Genomic DNA, 19585 nt, shown 5'->3' with positions numbered 1-19585 from the left:
GAAGGGCCCCTTCCTTACCCTCAGGGTAGGGAAGGAGGCCTTCACGGACTTCGCGTCCTAGAGACCCGCCATCAAGTCGGTCTCGGTGATACCCGGCCCCTGCCCGGCACGGATGAACCACTCGACGCCGAACGCCTGCGCGAAGCCCTCGTCGGGCATCGCGAGGAAGAACGAATCCTCACTGATCTGGCTGGCGTGCGCGCGCATCGCGGCCCGTTTGTACGGCAGGTACTCGGTGACGTCGACCCTCGCCGTCAGGACCGCTTCCGGCTTGCCGAACTCGGATCCGTCTTCGAAATCGGGGAGATCCTCCGCCTTCATCTGCCCCGTCCGCACCGCCTCCTCCATGCCGCGGCGCATCTCGTCACTGTTGCTCGTCGCCTCGTAGACCCGCGGCGTGCCCGCCAGCTCGGCCGCGCGCATCCCGACCCGGTGCACCTGGATGTGATCCGGATGCCCGTAGCCACCGTTGTCGTCGTACACGGTCAGGACGTCGGCCTGCTCCTCACGCAGGATCGCGGCCAGGCGCTGCGCGGCCTCCTCGACGTCGGCCTGCCAGAACGTGCCGGGCTCGTCGTTGCGCGGCTCGCCCATCATGCCGGAATCGGTGTACCCCAGGAACTCCACCCGCTTGGCCCCCAGGACCTCGGCGGAAGCGTGCGTCTCCTGCACGCGGCGCTGCCACAACTCCTCTCCGTCGTCGAGGAAACCGTCCGGCACCTCGCCGACCTCCCCCCTGGTCGCGACGACGAGCACTACACGGTGACCTTCCTCGAAGGCCTTGCGCATGACGCCACCCGCGACGATGCACTCGTCGTCGGGGTGGGCGTGAAAACTCACCAATGTGGCCATGGTGGGGAAACTACCGGGGGGCACCGACATATTCCGGTGCTTCGCCCACAGCTAAGCACCTCGTGAGTGGTAAGGACGGTTAGAACCGTCCTTACCACTCACGAGCCCAACGTCCACTCACGCCGGGAAGGTCCGCCCGAGGAACTCCAGCGTCAGCGCCCAAGCCGCCGCGGCGGGCTCCGGCTGGTGGAACATGGGCGCCACGTGGTTGTGGAACGCGTGCCCCGCCCCCTCGTGGATGTGGATCTCCGCTCCGTCGTGAGAAGCGACCGCGTCGGCAAGGCGACGCACCCCTTCGATGGGAATGTAGGGATCCTCGCCGCCGAACTGGAACTGGATCGGGCAGGTGATCTCGTCCAGCAACGGAAGTTGTTCCGGAACGCGCGAACCGTAGTAGGAAACCGCGACGTCCGGGTCGCCTTCGGCGGCGGCCGCGTAGGCCATCGAGCCACCGAGGCAGAAACCGAAGACGCCCGCGCGGCCGTCGGTTTCGGGCAGCTCGCGCAGCGTCGCGAGGGTCGCGAGCACGTCGGTGACGGCGCGTGCCGGGTCGAGCCGGCCGGCGACGGCCACCGAGGCCGAGAGCCCGGCTTCGTCGTGCGTGGCCGACCAGCCGGGGGAGATCCGCCAGAAGAGTTCGGGCACGGCGACGACGTACCCGAGGGCGGCCAGGTCGGCGGCGACGGACTTGAGGTAGTCGTCGAGACCGAAGATCTCCTGGATCAGCACCAGACCCGGGCCGGAGCCGGATTCGGGCAGCCAGAGCGGGGCGTCGAACGAGCCGTCGGCGACGGTCACCTTGGTCATCGGGTTCCTTCCAGTGCGCGCACGAGGCAGTCCGCCACCAGGGCGGCCTGTGTGCCGTCGGGGTCGAGGTCGGGATCGAAGATGGTCAGCTCCAGCCCGGCGGCGCCGGGGATCGCGAGCAGGCCGCGGAGCAGTTCGACGAGCTTGTCCGGGTCGAGCCCGTCGGGATCGGGACTGTCCACAGCGGACACGAATTCCGGATCGAGCGTGTCGATGTCGATGTGGATCCAGAAACCGTCCAGTGGTGCGAAAATCTCCCGGGCGGCGGAGAGCGCGCCGTCGGTGCCGGACGCCATGATCTCCTGGCTGGTCACGACGCGCAGCCCCGCGTCCCGCGCCTCGGCGGACTCCTCCGCGCGAACGCCGAGCACGAGGACGTCTTCGTCACGGACGTAGGGGCCCAGACCGTCCACATCGGCCAGTTCCGGTTGGCCACGGCCGGTGACGACGGCGAGGGCCTCACCGCCCACGTTGGCGACGTGACCGGAATTGCCGAGGTGCCGGAAGTCGTCGTGCCCGTCGAAGTAGGCGATGCCGAAGCGGCCCTCGCGACGCAGGGTCAGCATCGCGGCGAGCGCGATCGAGCAGTCGCCGCCGAGCACCACCGGGAAGCCGCCGTCCGCGCGGATCTTCGCCAGCCGCCCGGCGAGGGCCGCGGTGTAGGTCGCGATCCCGTCCGCGTTGCGCACCCCGCCGCCGGGCGACCAAGCGGGCAGATACCGCGGCGGGGTGACGACACCGCCGTCCCTGGCGCCCAGACGGGTGAGCAGGCCGTGGTCGCGCAGCGCGCCCGGTGCCTTGTGACAACCGGGGACCACACCTTCGGCGGGTGGGCGCAGTCCGAGATTGGACGGCGCGTCGAGCAGTACGAAATTCCCCATGCCCCCACCGTAGTAGTGACGCCTGGTGCCACGCCGTCCGTCCCTTTAGGTTGGAGGGACGGACAGAGGAGGCTCAATGGCGGAGCGGACCAAATACATCCTCGACGAAGCGGACATGCCGGCCAGGTGGTACAACGTCGTCCCGGATCTGCCGGAGCCCCCACCGCCGCCCCTGCACCCGGGCACCCGTGAACCGGTCGGCCCGGACGACCTCGCGCCCCTGTTCCCGCAGGCGCTCATCGCGCAGGAAGTCAGCACCGAACGGTACATCGACATCCCGGAAGAGGTCCTCGACGTCTACCGGCTCTGGCGGCCGTCGCCGCTGTTCCGCGCGAGGCGGCTGGAGAAGGCGCTCGGTACGCCCGCCCGCATTTACTACAAGTACGAGGGCGTCAGCCCGGTCGGCTCGCACAAGCCCAACACCGCCGTCCCGCAGGCGTACTACAACGCGGCGGAGGGAGTCACCCGGCTGACCACGGAAACGGGCGCCGGTCAGTGGGGGAGCGCGCTCGCGTTCGCGTGCGCCACCTTCGGGCTCGAATGCGAGGTGTGGCAGGTCCGCGCTTCCTTCGATCAGAAGCCGTATCGCAAGCTGATGATGGAGACCTTCGGCGCGACGGTGCACCCGAGTCCGTCCGAGCTGACCGAATCCGGCCGCGCGATCCTGGCCGCCGACCCGGGCTCGACCGGGAGCCTCGGCATCGCGATCAGCGAGGCGGTCGAGCAGGCGGCGCAGGCGGAGAACACGCGTTACGCGCTCGGCAGCGTGCTCAACCACGTGCTGCTGCACCAGACGATCATCGGCGAAGAGGCGCTCAAACAGTTCGAACTGGCCGGGGACACCCCAGACGTCCTCGTCGGCTGCACCGGCGGCGGATCCAACTTCGGCGGGCTCGCCTTCCCGTTCCTGCGCGAAAAACTCGCCGGCCGGATGGACCCGGTGATCCGCGCGGTCGAACCGGCCGCCTGCCCGACGCTGACCCGTGGGAAGTACGCGTACGACTTCGGGGACACCGCCGGGTTGACGCCGTTGCTGAAGATGCACACGCTCGGTCACGACTTCATCCCCGACCCGATCCACGCCGGCGGCCTGCGCTACCACGGGATGTCACCGCTGATCTCGCATATCTACGAACTCGGGCTGATCGACGCGGTCGCCATCGGGCAGGAGGACTGTTTCGCGGCCGGCGTGCGGTTCGCCCGCGCGGAGGGCATCATCCCCGCGCCCGAGCCGACCCACGCGCTCGCCGCGTGCATCCAGGAAGCGTTGCGGTGCAAGGAAACCGGGGAGGAGAAGGTGATTCTGACCGCGCTGTGCGGGCACGCCCACCTCGACCTTCCGGCGTACGGCGCGTTCCTGGCGGGTGACATCTCCGACCACGCGCTGTCCGACGAGGTCCTCGAGAAGTCCCTCGCCGGCCTCCCCTGACCGCGTTTCGTCCTCTGGATGCGGTACTTGCACACGCAAGGACCGCATCCAGAGGACGAAACGCGAGGGGGTCAGCCGGTCACCTGGTAGCCCGAAGTCCGGTTCCGCCCGGTGTTCTTCGCCTGGTAGAGCGCCCGGTCGGCGACGGCGATCACGGCGTCCAGATCGCTGACGCCCGGCCGGTCGGCGAGGCCGATCGACACGGTGACGTGCTCGGGCAGGTCACCGGCACGCGCGGCCACGCTCGACCGGATCCGTTCCGCGATCGCGTGGGCGTGGACGGCGGGCGTGCCGGGCAGCAGGACGACGAACTCCTCACCGCCGAACCGTCCGACCAGATCCGTGCCGCGCACCTCGGTGCGCAGGGTTTCCGCGATCGCCGCCAGATACCGGTCGCCGACCAGATGCCCGTGCCGGTCGTTGATCAGCTTGAACCGGTCGACGTCGACCATCAGCAGGCTGGTGTGCCGCCCCGCGCGCCGCGCGCGGTCGAGTTCGTCGGCCGCCGCCTCACGCCACGCCTTGGCGTTGAGCAGCCCGGTCTTGGCGTCGCTGCGCGCCTGCCGTTTCAGTTGCCGCAGCAGGACGCCGCGATGCAGCACCAGCGTGATCCCGACGACGAGCAGCAGCACCACCGGCCAGTCCCGCAGCGCCCACGCGACGATGACGCCGAGCGCGATCGTCGCCGTTTCGAGCGCGTACTCGAACGGCTTCGCCAGCGCGTCGCGCAGCCGCTCGTGTGGCGTGCCGAAGTACACCGCGATCGTCATGAGCACGGTGTTGACCAGCAGGAAGACCCCGCCCGCCGCGACGATCGACCCGAACGAGGCGACGTCACGAGGGAGTACGTCGAACGGGGCCGCGTACCGGGCGAGGAAGGCGGCGGCCGCGAAACCCGACAGCACGGTCGCCGAGGTGGAGAACATCCGCCGGAACAACGGGCTCGGCTGCCCGCGGAACCAGCGGTAGAAGAACGACACGGCGATGACCAGCGCGGCGAGCGCCGGATGCACCAGCAGCACCGCGGCGAAGGTCCACACGCTGTCGAGCGAGATGTGCGGCGTGCCCGCGAACCGCTCCCGAACCCGCTCGACCGGACGTGACAGCTCCGTGTACGCCACGGCACTGACGATCAGGATCGCGAAGGGGAGGGCGTCGCCGGGAGTGAACGGTATCCGGAGAAGTGACCAGGCGGATCCGGCGATCGCCGCGACGTCCACCAGGAGGACGAAGCCGATCAAACCGCGGTGGGGTAGCCGCCACAGCGCCCAATTCGTTAGCGCCACGGAGACGAACGTAATCGGTTGGATACTAGGTGTCACTACGCTGTCTGGGTAGGCGTGGGTGCACCACGCGTGACCGGATCGGGGAAGTGGAGGGGGTGAGCTCCATGCGCGGGCAGAACTGGTGAGTACCCGGTTCCGGTCAAAGGGGGTGAAGCGGGGCCACGTGGCGCCAAGCCCGGGTGGCCGGAACAGCCACTACGAGACCGGCGAGTGCGATGACCGAGACCGTCGTCGCTGGTGAACCGAGCACGCCGACGAGCAGGCCGCCGGCGATCAGCCCGATTCCCTGCACGGCGATGAGTCCCGACCCGGCGAGGCCGAACGCCTGGCCTCGTTCGGTGTCGGGTACCAGCCGCATGAACGTGGTGCTCGCGGTGACCTGGTAGGCCGCGCACATCCCGGACAGCACGAGCAGTCCGGCGGCGTAGGGGAGCGAGGGCCGGAACCAGAACGCCGCGAGCGGCACGATCGCGCCGAGCGCCAGCCCGCCGACCATGCGCAACCGGACTTCGGGCCGTACCAGGCGGCCCAGCACGAACACCCCGAGCACGATCCCCGCGGGATGCGCCGCGAGCAGCAGCCCCGCCGTCACCGCGCCGCCGCCGATCTCCGCGGCGTAGGGCACGGCGAGCCCTTCCGGCACGATCACGAAACCCGCCAGCCACGCCAGGCCGACCAGCGCGCGCAGCCGTCGGTCGTGCCAGATCGTGCGGGCGCCCGCACGAAGCCGCCGCAGGGTCGACGTCGCCGGTCCGCTCGTACCGGAAGCGGGCCGCGCGCGGACACCCAGCCGGAGGACGATCGCCGAGACGGCGAACGTCATCGCGTCGATCGCCAGCCCGCGGCCCGGCCCGATCGCGGCGATCACCACACCGCCCAAGGCGAAGCCGGCGAGCTGGCCGATCTGGTTGGTGATCTTCAGCAGGGACTGGCCGAGCACGTAGGAATCCCCGCTGAGCACCGACGGCAGGACCGCGGCCTGCGCGGCGGTGAACGGCGCGTTGGCCAGCTGCACCACCACCAGCACGGCGGCGAGCACGGGCAACGGGATGCCGGGGACGGCGAGCACCGCGACCAGGAGCGCGCGGACGACGTCGGAGCAGACCATCACCGCGCGGCGCGGGAACCGGTCGGCCAGTCCACCGAGCAGCGGCCCGCCGATCAGGTCGGGCAGGTAGGTGAGTGCGTAGGTCAGCGCGGGCCAGGTCGCCGAGCCGGTCCGATGGAAGACCAGCACCGACAGGGCGACCCTGGCCACCTGGTCACCGAGGATCGACTGGAGTTCCGCGAACCAGATCGCCCGCAGTTCGCCGACCGCGAGGATCTGCCGGAAGGTCGCCTTGGATTCCACGAGGTGACCACCCCCGCTCGATCGGGTGAGTCACCGAGCGTACCGCCCCGCACGCGTGCGGTGAACCCTCGCAAGTACGTGAAGGCCCCCTTCACCGCACTAGGCGCGATGAAGGGGGCCTTCACGTACTTCCGGGGCTACTCCGTACCGCAGGTGATCTTCGGCTGCGGGTTGTAGTGCACGTTCCGGGTGTGCCGCCGGATCTCGCGGCCGGTCGCGGCGTCCTTGATGACCCGGGTGTCCGACGTGGTGAAGCCGGGCGCACCGTTGCTGGGCTTGCAGTTCTCGGCGGGGCCCGCCTTCGTCGGCGGCTCGGACGGGTTGGTGCGGCCGCCCGGGATCGACTCGACGGTGTACTTCTTGGTGCCCCACAGCCGGATCGTGATGTCCGACGGCGTCCAGATGGTCTGGATCGCGACACCGGTGTCCGTGTCGTTGGTGAACTTCAGGTCGATCACGCTGCCGCCGTTGTGGTTCTGGAACACGGTCGCCTCGCGCGCGGCGGGGTAGCGGCTGATGTAGTAGCTGTGTTCCCTGTGCTCGGTGTCCTTCATACCGGCGAAGTACGAGGCGTTGTACAGCGTGGTCGCGAACTGCGAGATCCCGCCGCCGACCTCACGGCCGGGCGCGCCGTCCTTGATGATGCCCGCGTCGACGTAACCCTGCGCGGCGCCGCGCGGCCCGGTGAACCCGTTGAGGCTGAACGTCTCGCCCGGCTTCACGATGGCGCCGTTGACCTTCTGCGCCACGACCCGGATGTTCGTCCCCGAGTCCGGCGCGAATCCGCCGGTCTTGTACTCGCTGACGACCTCCTTGATACCGAGCTGGCTCGCCTGCTCGGTGGTCACCTTGGCCGGGGTCTTCTTGTAGGTCACGGGCAGCTCGCGGGGCGCGGCGCGCTTGAGCACGTCGAGCACCGGCTTGAGGCTCGGCTCCCAGTCGACGACGTTGGCGTCCTCGGAAGGCTGGACGGTCGGCTTGCCGCCTTCGAAGACGATCTGCGCGTCCTTGCCCTCCTTCTCGGTGGACTTCAGCTGCGGGCCCGCGGCCTCGATGATCTTGTTGTTGTCCACCTTCGGGTTCAGCACGCCGCCGTCGACCGGTTCGAAGGTCAGCGCGGCCGCGATCTGCTCGGGTTTGACGACGGCGTCCTTGCCCTCGCCCTTGATGACCATCGGCGACGCCACGGCGGGCTTCGCGATCTGCTCGAGTGCGGCGTGGACGGCCTCCGCTGAGACCTTGACCGGGGTCTGGGTGACCGCGAGCGTCAGCGGCTCGCCACTGGCCCAGTGCTCCAGGATGGTCTTCTTGGCGGCTTCGAGGTCGAGCTTCTGCCCGGTCTTCGGTTCGACGGCGACCGGTTTGGCCTCCTCGAAGCGCACGGTGCCCTCGATCGGGTCGCGGTCGACCTTGTCGCGCAGGTTCTCCATCGCGGCGGTGAGCTTGGCGTCGTCGGTCTGCGTGACGACACCGACCTCGGTGGTCGAGAAGAACGACGCGATCCGGGTGAACGGGTTCAGCGGCTGGTCACCGGCCTGGTCGAGGGTGGCGGGCCAGTCGAGGCGCAGGCCCGCGTTGTTCGGCGCCAGCGACTCCTCGGCGTCGCCCGCGACGACCTTCACCGGCCGGGTCAGCCGCGGCTCGATGCCGCCGCGGAGCTCCTTCTCGGCCGCCGCGCGGTCCATCCCGCCGACGTCGACCCCGGCGACGGTGACGCCGCGGGGGACGCTGCCCTGGGAGACCAGCACGTCGAGGGCGTACGCGACGACCAGCAGGCCGAACACGCCGCCGCCGATGAAGGCGGCCTTGCGATAGCTGCGACGGCGCTTCGGTGGCGCGGGTTCCTCCGGCGTGGCAGACTCCGCGAACCCGGGCGTGACGACCGGGAGAATGTCCGTCTGCTCAGCGTGGGACTCGGGCCAGCGCGGTTCCTGCGGCAACTCTCCACCCTCCACGGTCCGGCGAGGCCGGGCGTCGTGATCGAACATCCGGGCCTTCCACACGTTCCGGACGTAGGTTCAAGATACGGGGCGCGTTTTGTGGTCGTGCAACTCGCCCGGTTGGGTGAGCGGGTCACTCCGTCGGGTGGTCACTGGGCGTCAGGTTCGGGATTTTCACCCACTCTGGCGAGAAAGTCGAAGTCGCAGCCCTCATCTGCCTGCGTGATGTGTTCGGTGTACAACGCGCCGTAACCCCGTTCGTACCGCGGGGCGGGCGGCTTCCACCGTGCCCGGCGATGTTGCAATTCCGCATCATCAACGTCGAGGCTCAGCCGTCGCGAAGGGACGTCCAAAGTGATCGGATCGCCGTCGCGGACCAGTGCGAGCGGCCCGCCCACGTGGGATTCCGGCGCGACGTGCAGTACGCACGCGCCGTAACTGGTGCCGCTCATCCTGGCGTCGGAAACGCGGACCATGTCCCGGACGCCCTTGGCCAGCAGGTGATCCGGCAGCGGCAGCATCCCGTACTCGGGCATCCCCGGGCCGCCGAGCGGGCCGGAACCGCGCAGGACGAGGACCGAATCCTCGGTGATGCCGAGCGAGGGGTCGTTGATGCGGTTCTTCAAGTCCTCGTGGTCGTCGAAGACCACCGCGGGTCCCGTGTGGACGAGCAGCCGGGGCTCGGCGGCGATGTGCTTGATCACCGCCCCCGACGGTGCGAGATTGCCGCGAAGCACCGCGACTCCGCCTTCAGCGGCGACCGGGTTTTCGCGCGTCCGGATGACTTCGTCGTTGTGCACCCGCGCCGAAGCCAGGATTTCGCCGAGAGTCCGGCCGGTGACGGTGACCCGATCGGTGTGCAGCAGGCCGGTCAGCCGGGAGAGCAGACCGGGAAGCCCTCCGGCGTAGTAGAAGTCCTCCATCAGCCAGTCGCCGCCCGGCCGGATGTTCGCCAGTACGGGGACCCGGCGCGCGATCGCGTCGAAATCGTCGAGGGACAACGGGACCCGCGCCCGCCCGGCCATCGCGATCAGATGGATGACGGCGTTGGTCGAGCCGCCGAGCGCCAGAACGGTGGTGATCGCGTCGGCATACGCGCGCTGGTCGAGGATCTTCGTGACGGTGAGGTCCTCCCACACCATCTCGACGATCCGCGCGCCGCTCGCCGCGGCCATCCGGTGGTGCGCGGAGTCGACGGCGGGGATCGACGCGGCGCCGGGCAACGTCAGTCCGAGCACTTCGGCGACCGACATCATCGTGGACGCGGTCCCCATCGTCATGCAGGTTCCGGGAGAGCGGGCCAGTCCACGCTCCAATTCGGACAGTTCCTCGGTACCGATCAGCCCGGCCCGCTTGTCGTCCCAGTACTTCCACATGTCGGTGCCGCTGCCGAGCACCTCGTTCCGCCAATGCCCGCGCAGCATCGGGCCGGCGGGGACGAAGATCGCGGGCAGTCCCGCGCTCGTCGCGCCCATCAGCAACGCCGGTGTCGTCTTGTCGCAGCCGCCCATGAGGACCGCCCCGTCGACGGGGTAGGACCGCAGGATCTCTTCGGTCTCCATCGAAAGCAGGTTGCGGTAGAGCATGGGGGTCGGCTTCTGGAAGGTCTCCGACAGGGTCGCGACCGGGAACTCCAGCGGGAATCCGCCGGCCTGCCAAACTCCGCGTTTGACCTGTTCCGCCCGCTCCCGCAGATGCATGTGGCAGGGATTGATGTCGCTCCACGTGTTGAGGATCGCGATGACCGGTTTCCCGAGGTGCTCTTCCGGGTTGTAGCCGAGTTGTCTGCTCCGGGCCCGGTGGCTGAAACCACGGAGTTCGCCGCCGCCGAACCAGCGGTGACTGCGGAGTTCCTCAGGGTTCCTCATGAAGCGAGTATGACATCTCATATATGATCGCCCCATGCCTTCGACCTTCAGCCTGCCCGCTTCCCGGACCGAAGTGGTGCTCGAAGAGATCCGCCGCGGCATTCTCACCAGGGAGCTGAAACCCGGTCAGCCGCTGGTGGAAGCCGAACTCGCGGCCCGGCTCGGGGTGTCGAAGACGCCGGTGCGCGAGGCGCTCAAGGTGCTGTCGAACACGGGACTGGTGACGTTCAGCCCGTACAAGGGCGCCTCGGTGTGCGTGGTCGACGCGGAGCTGGCGAAGTCCGTTTACGACGTTCGCATGGTGCTGGAGCCCGAGGCCGTGCGCCGGTCGGTCGAGCGCCGCTCGCCGGACCTGCTCGAAGACGCCGCGGAGGCGTTGAAGGAGGCCTCGGCGGCGATCTCGGACAAGGACCAGGCCGCGCTCAGCCTGCTCAACCGCCGGTTCCATCGCGCGCTCTACAGTGGCTGCGGCAACCCGCTGATGGTCTCGATGCTGGACGACCTCAGGGACCGCGCGGCGCTGATCAGCGTGGTCGGCTGGGCGGCGAATCCCAGCTGGCGCAGGGAATGGGCCGAGCACAAGGCGGTGCTGGCGGCGGCGAAGAAGGGGGACGCCGACGGCGCGGCCGGGCTGCTGCGCGCCCATGTCGGCGACTTCCTCGACCGGATCCTCGAGACCATCGGAGCCGAATGATGCGCCTGCTGCTCATCGCCGATACGCATCTGCTGCAGCGTGCGAGGCGGCTGCCCGCCCAGGTCTGGCGCGAGGTCGAGGCGGCGGACGTCGTCATCCACGCGGGTGACTGGGTCGAGGTCGCCCTGCTCGACGAACTGGAGGCCCGGAGCAAGCGGCTCATCGGGGTCTACGGCAACAACGACGGCGCGGACCTGCGGGCGCGGCTCCCCGAGATCGCGCGGGCGGACCTCGGCGGCGTCCGCCTGGCGGTCATCCACGAAACCGGCGGCAAGCAGGGGCGCGAGCGCCGCTGCGACGACCAGTTCCCGGACACCGACGTCCTCGTGTTCGGGCACAGTCACATCCCCTGGGACACGGTCACGCCGAACGGCCTGCGGCTGCTGAACCCCGGCTCGCCCACCGACCGGCGGCGCCAGCCGTTCTGCACGTACCAGACCGCCGAGATCCGCGACGGCGAGCTGCGCGACGTAGCTCTTCATGAGCTGCCTCTTCGCCGCTGACCGGGTAGACAGGTAGCCATGGAACCGGCGCAGGCGTTGAGGGAGATCGCGTTCCGGCTGGAGCGCGCGGGCGAACCGACCTACCGGGTGCGGGCGTTCCGGCAGGCGGCCGCGGTGATCGCCAAGGTCAAGCCCGAAGACCTGCGCAAACGCGCCGAGGCGGGCACGCTGACCGCGTTGCCGAACATCGGCAAGGCGACCGCGGCCGTCGTCGAAGACGTCCTCGCCGGCCGCCGTCCCGCGTACTTCGAGAAACTCGGCGAGCCGAAGCTGCCCGACGGCGGCCCGATGCGGGCGGCGTTGCGCGGCGACTGTCACACCCATTCGGACTGGTCCGACGGGGGAAGCCCGATCGAGGAGATGGCGGAGGCCGCCCGCGGCCTCGGTCACGAATGGATGGTGCTGACGGACCATTCGCCGCGGCTCACCGTCGCCAACGGTCTGTCGCCCGAACGGCTGCGGCGGCAGATGGACGTCGTCGCGGAACTGAACGAGACGATGGCGCCGTTCCGGATCCTGCACGGTATCGAGGTCGACATCCACCTCGACGGCACGCTGGACCAAGAGGAAGAACTGCTGGAGCAGCTGGACTTCGTCGTCGCGAGCGTCCACTCGAAACTGCGGATGCCCGCGAAGGAGATGACGCCGAGGATGATCGCCGCGGTGCAGCATCCGCGGGTCCGCGTGCTGGGCCACTGCACCGGGCGGCTGGTGATGGGAGCGCGCGGGAAGCGGCCCGAGTCCGAGTTCGACGCGGAGGCGGTGTTCACCGCGTGCCGGGACAACGGGGTCGCCGTCGAGATCAACTCGCGTCCCGAGCGCCGTGACCCGCCGACGCGCCTGCTGAACCTGGCCGTGGAGCTGGGCTGCGACTTCGCGATCGACAGCGACGCGCACGCGCCGGGTCAGCTGGAATGGCTGGTCTTCGGCTGCGAGCGGGCCACCGAGCTGGGGATCGAGCCGAACCGGGTGATCAACACGCGGACCGCGGAGGACCTTCTGGCCTCGTGAGTGGTTAGGACGGTTAGAACCGTCCTAACCACTCACGAGAGGGTCGCGAAGCGCAGGCCGGCGTCGCTCAACCGGTCGATCAGCGCCTGCCCCATCGCGGTCGCCGTGGTGACCTGCCCGGCCGTCGCGGGCAGGTCGTCCAGCGCCAGGCACAGCGCGGATTCGCCGAGCATCTTCGCCGTCTCGCCGTAGCCCGGGTCGCCGCCGGACACCTCGGTGACGACGCGCTCGCCGTCGCTCTCGGCGTGGAACCGCACGGAGAACCACGACCGCGCCCGTCGCTGTTCGTCCGGGCCGCCGCCGGGCTTCACCAGTTTCGACAGCGCCCGTCGCGCGGGCGGGATCTGGGCTGCGGCGAAGACGAGACCCATCCCGGCCGCTCCGGCGGCCACCACCGGAAGCCGTTTGATCGCGGCGAAATGCCGGTACGTGAAGTCGGGGCCGTATATCGGGAGCGCGGCGGCGGACCGCTCGACGATCATCGGGTCGATGGTCGGCAGCGGCACCGCCCAGAAACCGTCGGGGCTGCGATGCGGCGTGCCCAGCACGGCGCGCGCTCGACTGCCCTCCGGCCGCGGTTCGGCCGCCGCGCGGTCCCGTGCGGCGCGGAAGCTGGACGGCAGCCGCGAAAACGCCGTCAGCGCCGAGAGGAAGGTGCCGCCCGAGGGGGCCGCGCCCGCGCGCACGTACCCGTCGATCCGGATCGGTTTCCCTTGTGGCAGCTGGGAAACCGTGAAGAGGGCGCCGAGGTCGTGCGGGATCGAGTCGAAACCGCACGCGTGCACGAGCCGGGCACCGGTCTCGACCGCGCGGGCGTGGTGGGCGAGGTACATCTTGTCGGCGAACTCGGGCTCGCCGCACAGGTCGGCGTAGTCGGTGCCCGCCTCGGCGCACGCGGCGACCAGTGGTTCTCCGAAGTGGACATACGGGCCGACCGTGGTGGCGACGACCTTCGTGGACTCGGCGACCTTTCGCAGCGAGTCCACATCGGAGACGTCGGCTCGCAACAACGGCAGTTCGGACAGCGCGGGGTTGATCGAGAAAAGCTTTTCTCGCAACGCCTCCAGCTTGCCCGTGTTCCGTCCGGCCAAGGCGAGACGCAGACCGGGCGGCGCGGCGCGGGCGAAGTATTCCGCCGTCAGGCCACCGGTGAATCCGGTGGCGCCGAACAGGACGACGTCGTGGTCACGATCGGCAGGCATGGGCGTCAGGCTACCGCCGGTCATCGCCTGTCGCCGGTGTAGACGACGGCGGCGCTCACCGCGTCCACCCCCGAGATCAGTTCGGCGAGCGCCTTCGGGAGCTCCCGGTGCGTGGACCCGGCCCAGGTCCGCAGGCCGGCGCGGTCGAGTTCCGGTTCGCAGAAATCGTCGAGACCGATGGTCCAGGCCAGCAGGGCCAGGCAGACCGAATGCGGATCCGGCTGTTCGGTGCCGAGGACGGCCGCCCGCACCTTGCTGCGCGCGGCCGTGGACATCAGCAGATCCCGCGGCGGATACCGGTGATTCCTGCGCAGGAGCATCCGGTCGGTTTCGCGGTCGATCACCCCCGCGGCGAGCAGGTTGTCCGCGACCGTTTCCCCGAGATCGTGGCGGAGATGGCCGACCCATTCCCGGACGGTGTGCCGTTCGGGTTCGCGGAGGATTTCCGAGAACACCCCGTCCAGCGGGGGATGGGCGAGGCCGCGTCGCGACAACGGCCGGATTCGTTTGCGTTCCACGGTGATCCGCTCGGCGAGGAGGAGATCGCAGAGCGCGGAACCGGCCATTCCGATGCCTAGTCCGGTGCGGCGCAGCGCGGGTTTTCCGGTGAACTCGTCGTGGGCGAGGAAGAACAGGGAATCGACCAAGGTCAGCCGACGCATGAATGGCACGCCCCCCGGCGTCGTAGTGCGGGACGGCCAAAGTAGCGGTAGCGCGCGGACCACTGCGACCCGAGGTCCGTTTTTAGCCTGAACGGACGTACCTCGCCGAGGTGGCCGGCCCTAGGGTGGGATGGCTTTCGCAAGATCAAGAACCTTCAGCGCCAAACCGACGTCCGGGGGACGGGTTCATGGGTACGCAAAGACCGCGGCGCGGTCTCGGCCATCGACGGCTCGGAGCCGCCCAGATCGTGTTCTTCGTGGTGGCCGCGGCGGGTCCGCTGTTCGCCATCGCGGGCGGCGTCCCGACCAACTACGCGGTCACCGGCAGCATCGGGGTGCCGCTGTCGTTCCTCCTGCTCGCCCCGATCCTGGGGCTGTTCGCGGTCGGATACGCCGCGATGAGCCGCTACATCACCAACGCGGGCGCGTTCTACCCGTACGTCGCCAACGGGATCGGCAAATCCAGCGGCGCCGGGATCGCGTTCGTCACGCTGTTCTCCTACAACGCCATCCAGATCAGCATCTACGGCCTGTTCGGCTGGTCGGTTTCGACCTGGCTGGGCACGCTCACCGGATCCCCGCCGCCGTGGTGGCTGTGCGCGCTGGTGCTGGTGCTGATCATCGGCGCGCTCGGCGTGCTGCGGGTCGATCTCAACGCCAAGGTGCTCGGGGTGGCGCTGTGCCTCGAAGTCGCCATCGTCGCGATCGTCGACGTCGCGTTGTTCGCCAATCCCGCCGGCGGCAGTGTCTCCTGGGTCCCGCTGGAGCCGTCGAGCCTGTTCACCACCGGTGTGGGCGCGGTGTTCGCGTTCTCCGCCGCCGCGTTCATCGGGTTCGAGGGCGCGGCGACCTACGGGGAGGAGACCCGGGAACCCAGCCGCACGGTCGGCCGCGCGACGTACGCGGCGATCGGGCTCACCGCGGTGCTCTACGTCGTCTCGTCGCTCGCGCTGGCCGTGGGGACGGGGCCGGACGTCATCGTCACCACCGCGGCCGCGCAGGGCCCGGACCTGCTGTTCAACCTGGCGGGCGAGCACCTCGGCGAGACGTTCTCCAATGTGGCGTACACGCTGTTCGTGACCGGCCAGTGCGCGGCGCTGCTGAGTTTCCACAACGCCGTCGCACGGTATTTCTTCGCGCTGGGCCGGGAAGGGCTGCTGCCGCGTTCGCTGGCCAAGACCAGCAAGCGCACCGGCGCGCCGGTGGCCGGTTCGCTCACGCAGACCGCGCTCGCGCTGGTGGTCGTGTCGCTGTTCGCGATCGCGGGCCGCGATCCGGTGACCGAACTGTTCACCTGGCTCGGCACGACGGCGTCGACCGGGGTCGTGGTGATCATGATCGCCGTCTCCCTTTCGGTGATCGGCTTCTTCAAACGGCGCCGCGACGCCGAGAACGCCTGGCGCCGCTGGATCGCACCCGGCGCGGCGATGCTCGCGCTGTCGGCCGTTCTCGCGCTGATCCTGCTCAACTTCGATCTGCTGCTCGGCCCGGCCGGGACGTTCCTGCTGCGCTGGGGGCTGCCCGGTCTGGTGCTCGTCGCGGCGCTGGCCGGCTTCCTGCGCGCGGAAGTGTTGCGGACCAAGGAACCTGAGACGTACGCGGCCATCGGCGGCCCACTCGAAGACGACGAACCCGTGGCACTGGCGGCCGCGCGATGATCGTCCGGCCCGCCCAACCGTCCGAAATGGACACTGTGGTCGACGTGCTGGCTGAGGCGTTCCACGACGATCCGGTCAGCGCGTGGGTCTTCCCCGCCGGCGAGCGCCGCGCGGTGGCGCAGCGGATCTTTCACCGCGCGGTCCTTCGAGGGACGCTCGCCGCGGGCGGTCACGTCGACGTCACCGGTGACCTGTCCGCCGCCGTCCTCTGGACACCCGCGGGGGAGGAGGACCCGGACGGCGACGCCTTCGCCGGGCTCACCGGGGAAGAAGTCGGCAGGCTGACCGCGTTGTTCGAGGTGATGACCGAGCACGCCCCCGGCGGCGAGTACCACCACGCGCAGTTCATCGGCGTCCGCAAGAACGCGCAGCGGCGAGGGATCGGCGCACGGTTGCTGAAGCACGGGCTCGACCGGTACGGCGCGGTACCCGCGTACCTGGAGGCGAGCAGCGCGGAGAGCGCGAAACTGTACCGGCGACTGGGTTTCCGCGATCATGGCCCGGCTTTCGCCGTCGAGGGCGGGCCGCCGATGCGGCCCATGTGGCGGGAGCCGTCGATTTGTCTATAAAGGACTGGTAAAGTGGCGGGCAGATGACGACGAACCGTGCCCCCGCCCCACGGCACCGTTCCGTCTTCTTCCTGCTGATCTTGCTCGTCTTCGCCTTCGTCACGCCGACCGTTCCCCACGGGCACGGCCGGACCGCGAAGGAAGATCCCGTCGCCGTCTTCGCGACGCATCCGCTGCCCGCCTTCCACGGCGGGCAAGCCGTTCCCCTCGCCGACGCTCCCGCCGAAGCGGAGACCGTCGACCTCCCCGACGCGGGCCACGCCCCTGAGCAGGGCGAACCCGTCGTCATCACCCGAGCGGTGCCCCAGGCGCCCGCACGGGCACCTCCGCGCTGACCCGGTCCCAAGCCGTATCAGCCATCCATCGGAGGTCTCCATGAGTTCCGGTCATGCCCTGCTGGCCGTCGGCGGGGCGTTCCTCGCCGCCGGCGTCATCGCCAGAGCGGGCGCCCGTATCGGGCTGCCGACCATTCCCCTGTTCATGCTGGCCGGTTTCGTCTTCGGCCCCAACACCCCTGGACTGTCCCTTGTGGACGATCCGGCCGAACTCGGTGTGCTCGCCGGGCTCGGTCTCGTCTTCCTCCTGTTCTACCTCGGCCTCGAATTCTCCCTCGACGACCTGGCCAAGGGCGGGCGCAAACTCGTCTGGTCCGGGCTGATCTACCTCATCCTCAACATCGGCGGCGGGCTCGCCTTCGGCTTCCTGCTCGGCTGGGGGACCAGGGAAGCGCTGGTCATCGCCGGCGCCATCGGTATCTCGTCGTCCGCGATCGTCACCAAACTCCTGCTTGAAGCCCGCCGGATGAACAACCCCGAATCCCGGCTGATCATGGGCATCATCGTGATCGAAGACCTGTTCCTCGCGCTGTACCTGGCGTTGCTGCAGCCGGTGCTGTCCGGCGCCGGGAGCTTCGGTTCGGCGCTCGCGGACTTCGGCAAGGCCTTCGCGTTCCTGATCGTGATGGCCGCGCTCGCCCGCTGGGGCGGCCGGGTCGTGTCGAAGCTGTTCGGTTCGGCCGACGACGAGTTGCTCACCGTCTGCTTCGTCGGTGTCGCGGTGATGGGTGCCGCCGTCGCCGAAGAGGTCGGGGTGTCCGACGCCATCGGCGCGTTCATGGTCGGCATGATGCTCGGCGGCTCGAAGGTCGCGCCGCGTATCCACAAGCTGGTGCTCCCGCTGCGGGACGCGTTCGGCGCGCTGTTCTTCTTCATCTTCGGGCTCAGCATCGATCCGAACGCGGTCGGCTCGGTGGTCGTGCCGGTGCTGATCGCCGTGGCGCTGACGATCGTGCTGAACCTGGGCGCGGGTGCGCTGGCCGCCCGGGTCAACGGGTTCGATCGCCAGGCCGGGGTGAACATCGGGCTCACCGTGCTCACCCGCGGCGAGTTCTCGCTCGTGCTCGCCGCGATGGCGACCGCGGCCGGGCTGGACTCGCGGGTCGCGCCGTTCGTCGCGGGCTACGTCCTCCTGCTGGCCGTGATCGGTCCAGTCGCGGTCATCCGCTCCGAGAAACTCGCCTGGTTGCTACCGGCGGGTATCGTCCGTGGCTCGACCCGCCGCGACGAGCCGGCCAGGGCGACGTGACGAGGAGGCCCGGGTGACCGAGCGGTTCGGCGGCTACCAGAACGAGATCTACCTGCAGGGGCTCGGCGGGACCTTCCCGCCGTGCACCACCGACGCCACGAAGCTGGAGGAGTCCGCGCGGGAGATCCTCGAGCCCGGGCCGTTCTGGTACGTCGCGGGCTCGGCCGGGTCGGGTGCCACCGCGCGCGCCAACCGGGAGGCGTTCGACCGCTGGCGGCTCGTACCCCGGATGCTCACCGGCGCCACCGAACGCGATCTGTCGACGACGGTGCTGGGGACGCCGCTTCCGGCGCCGGTGCTGCTGGCGCCGGTCGGCGTGCAGTCGATCGTGCACGAGGGCGCCGAACCGGCGGCCGCGCGGGCCGCGGCGTCGGCCGGCCTGCCGTACGTCATGTCGACGGCGTCCTCCACGAGCATCGAGGACGTCGCCGAGGCCAGTGGCGAGGGGCCGCGCTGGTTCCAGCTGTACTGGCCGGCCGACAACGACGTCTGCGCGAGCATCCTGGCGCGGGCGAAGGCCGCGGGCTTCACCACGCTCGTGGTCACGCTCGACACCTGGACCCTCGCGTGGCGCCCGAACGACCTCGACCACGCGTATCTGCCGTTCATCAAGGGCGTCGGGCTCGGTGTCCCGCTGAGCGACCCGGTGTTCCGCGGCCTGCTGGAGAAGACGCCGGAGGAGGACCCGCCCACCGCGATCCTGCGGTGGATCTCGATGATCACCGGCGCCGACAGCACCTGGGACCGGCTGCCGTTCCTGCGTGAGCACTGGGACGGGCCGATCGTGCTCAAGGGCATCCAGCACCCCGACGACGCGCGCCGCGCCGTCGAGGCCGGGATGGACGGGATCGTCGTGTCCAACCACGGCGGCCGCCAGGTCGACGGCGCGATCGCGTCGCTCGACGCGCTCCCGGAGATCGTGGCCGCGGTCGGCGACCGGCTGGAGGTCCTGTTCGACTCCGGCATCCGCACCGGCGCCGACATCGCCAAGGCGCTCGCGCTCGGGGCGAAGGCCGTGCTGGTGGGGCGGCCGTGGGTGTACGGCCTGGCGCACGCGGGGGAGGACGGCGTCCGGCACGTGCTGCGGAGCCTGCTCGCCGACCTCGACCTGACCATGGGCCTGTCCGGGCACCGGACCCTCGCCGACCTCACCCCCGCCTCCCTGCGGCACTCCTGACCCCCGCGTTTCGTCCTCTGGATGCGGTAGTTCGCGATGCCAACTACCGCATCCAGAGGACGAAACGCGTGGGGTGGTGGTGACATGGGGGATATTCGGAGGCCCTGATCG

18 protein-coding genes are annotated in these 19585 nt (G+C 69.8%); 9 read left to right on the top strand and 9 right to left on the bottom strand.

Annotated elements, in window-relative coordinates; genetic code table 11:
- Window positions 1-57: 57 nt before the first annotated feature.
- From ACZ3HL_RS16535 to ACZ3HL_RS16525, 3 genes are all read right to left on the bottom strand, one after another.
- Complete coding sequence (locus tag ACZ3HL_RS16535; protein ID WP_465531795.1) at window positions 58-852, bottom strand: PIG-L family deacetylase; 795 nt, start codon at window positions 850-852, stop codon at window positions 58-60.
- A 117-nt stretch (window positions 853-969) separates the two neighbouring features.
- Entirely contained in the window at window positions 970-1659 is a 690-nt protein-coding gene (locus tag ACZ3HL_RS16530; RefSeq protein WP_465531793.1) for a dienelactone hydrolase family protein, read from the bottom strand.
- A complete protein-coding gene (locus ACZ3HL_RS16525; RefSeq protein ID WP_465531791.1) occupies window positions 1656-2540 on the bottom strand; it encodes an arginase family protein in 885 nt (294 codons plus the stop codon). The genes ACZ3HL_RS16530 and ACZ3HL_RS16525 overlap by 4 nt, the downstream gene beginning before the upstream one ends.
- Window positions 2541-2616: 76 nt before the next feature.
- Between ACZ3HL_RS16525 and ACZ3HL_RS16520 the strand changes: the two genes are divergently transcribed.
- Entirely contained in the window at window positions 2617-3969 is a 1353-nt protein-coding gene (locus ACZ3HL_RS16520) for a TrpB-like pyridoxal phosphate-dependent enzyme (RefSeq protein ID WP_465531789.1), read from the top strand.
- A 71-nt stretch (window positions 3970-4040) separates the two neighbouring features.
- On the opposite strand, the gene ACZ3HL_RS16515 is transcribed toward ACZ3HL_RS16520, so the two are convergent.
- The 4 genes from ACZ3HL_RS16515 to araD all read right to left on the bottom strand — a co-directional run bounded on the left by ACZ3HL_RS16515 (window position 4041) and on the right by araD (window position 10414).
- The gene (locus ACZ3HL_RS16515) at window positions 4041-5255 is read right to left on the bottom strand and encodes a GGDEF domain-containing protein (RefSeq protein WP_465422245.1); all 1215 of its coding nucleotides are present in this window, start codon (window positions 5253-5255) and stop codon (window positions 4041-4043) included.
- Window positions 5256-5394: 139 nt separating this feature from the next.
- Window positions 5395-6606 (bottom strand): MFS transporter, encoded by a 1212-nt coding sequence (locus ACZ3HL_RS16510; RefSeq protein ID WP_465422246.1) that lies wholly within the window; start codon window positions 6604-6606, stop codon window positions 5395-5397.
- 137 nt (window positions 6607-6743) lie between these two features.
- The gene (locus tag ACZ3HL_RS16505; protein ID WP_465531787.1) at window positions 6744-8546 is read right to left on the bottom strand and encodes a VanW family protein; all 1803 of its coding nucleotides are present in this window, start codon (window positions 8544-8546) and stop codon (window positions 6744-6746) included.
- A 149-nt stretch (window positions 8547-8695) separates the two neighbouring features.
- Entirely contained in the window at window positions 8696-10414 is a 1719-nt protein-coding gene (gene araD / locus ACZ3HL_RS16500; protein WP_465531785.1) for an L-arabinonate dehydratase, read from the bottom strand.
- A gap of 34 nt (window positions 10415-10448) precedes the next feature.
- On the opposite strand from araD, the gene ACZ3HL_RS16495 reads away from it, so the two are divergent.
- The 3 genes from ACZ3HL_RS16495 to ACZ3HL_RS16485 are packed head-to-tail and all read left to right on the top strand — an operon-like array spanning window position 10449 to window position 12622.
- Window positions 10449-11108: a GntR family transcriptional regulator gene (locus tag ACZ3HL_RS16495; RefSeq protein WP_465531783.1), complete on the top strand. Its 660-nt coding sequence runs from the start codon at window positions 10449-10451 to the stop codon at window positions 11106-11108.
- Entirely contained in the window at window positions 11108-11611 is a 504-nt protein-coding gene (locus tag ACZ3HL_RS16490; protein WP_465531781.1) for a metallophosphoesterase family protein, read from the top strand. The genes ACZ3HL_RS16495 and ACZ3HL_RS16490 overlap by 1 nt, the downstream gene beginning before the upstream one ends.
- Window positions 11612-11629: 18 nt before the next feature.
- Complete coding sequence (locus tag ACZ3HL_RS16485; protein WP_465531779.1) at window positions 11630-12622, top strand: PHP domain-containing protein; 993 nt, start codon at window positions 11630-11632, stop codon at window positions 12620-12622.
- Window positions 12623-12654: 32 nt separating this feature from the next.
- Here the strand turns inward: ACZ3HL_RS16485 and ACZ3HL_RS16480 are convergent, their stop codons facing one another.
- Together ACZ3HL_RS16480 and ACZ3HL_RS16475 are read right to left on the bottom strand one after the other, a co-directional pair.
- A complete protein-coding gene (locus ACZ3HL_RS16480) occupies window positions 12655-13824 on the bottom strand; it encodes a saccharopine dehydrogenase family protein (protein ID WP_465531777.1) in 1170 nt (389 codons plus the stop codon).
- A gap of 20 nt (window positions 13825-13844) precedes the next feature.
- Complete coding sequence (locus ACZ3HL_RS16475) at window positions 13845-14486, bottom strand: GOLPH3/VPS74 family protein (RefSeq protein WP_465422253.1); 642 nt, start codon at window positions 14484-14486, stop codon at window positions 13845-13847.
- Between the two features lie 188 nt (window positions 14487-14674).
- Between ACZ3HL_RS16475 and ACZ3HL_RS16470 the strand changes: the two genes are divergently transcribed.
- Genes ACZ3HL_RS16470 through ACZ3HL_RS16450 form a run of 5 tightly spaced genes read left to right on the top strand, consistent with a single transcriptional unit; the run spans window position 14675 to window position 19474 of the window.
- Window positions 14675-16144: an APC family permease gene (locus tag ACZ3HL_RS16470; RefSeq protein WP_465531775.1), complete on the top strand. Its 1470-nt coding sequence runs from the start codon at window positions 14675-14677 to the stop codon at window positions 16142-16144.
- Between the two features lie 26 nt (window positions 16145-16170).
- Complete coding sequence (locus ACZ3HL_RS16465) at window positions 16171-16713, top strand: GNAT family N-acetyltransferase (protein WP_465531773.1); 543 nt, start codon at window positions 16171-16173, stop codon at window positions 16711-16713.
- A 23-nt stretch (window positions 16714-16736) separates the two neighbouring features.
- Complete coding sequence (locus ACZ3HL_RS16460) at window positions 16737-17048, top strand: hypothetical protein (RefSeq protein ID WP_465531771.1); 312 nt, start codon at window positions 16737-16739, stop codon at window positions 17046-17048.
- A 40-nt stretch (window positions 17049-17088) separates the two neighbouring features.
- Complete coding sequence (locus ACZ3HL_RS16455) at window positions 17089-18297, top strand: cation:proton antiporter (protein WP_465531769.1); 1209 nt, start codon at window positions 17089-17091, stop codon at window positions 18295-18297.
- A 13-nt stretch (window positions 18298-18310) separates the two neighbouring features.
- Window positions 18311-19474: a lactate 2-monooxygenase gene (locus tag ACZ3HL_RS16450; protein ID WP_465531767.1), complete on the top strand. Its 1164-nt coding sequence runs from the start codon at window positions 18311-18313 to the stop codon at window positions 19472-19474.
- Window positions 19475-19585 lie beyond the last annotated feature (111 nt).

The organism is Amycolatopsis sp. NPDC000009, from assembly GCF_055563465.1.
This window is presented reverse-complemented; position numbering and strand designations above follow the sequence as displayed.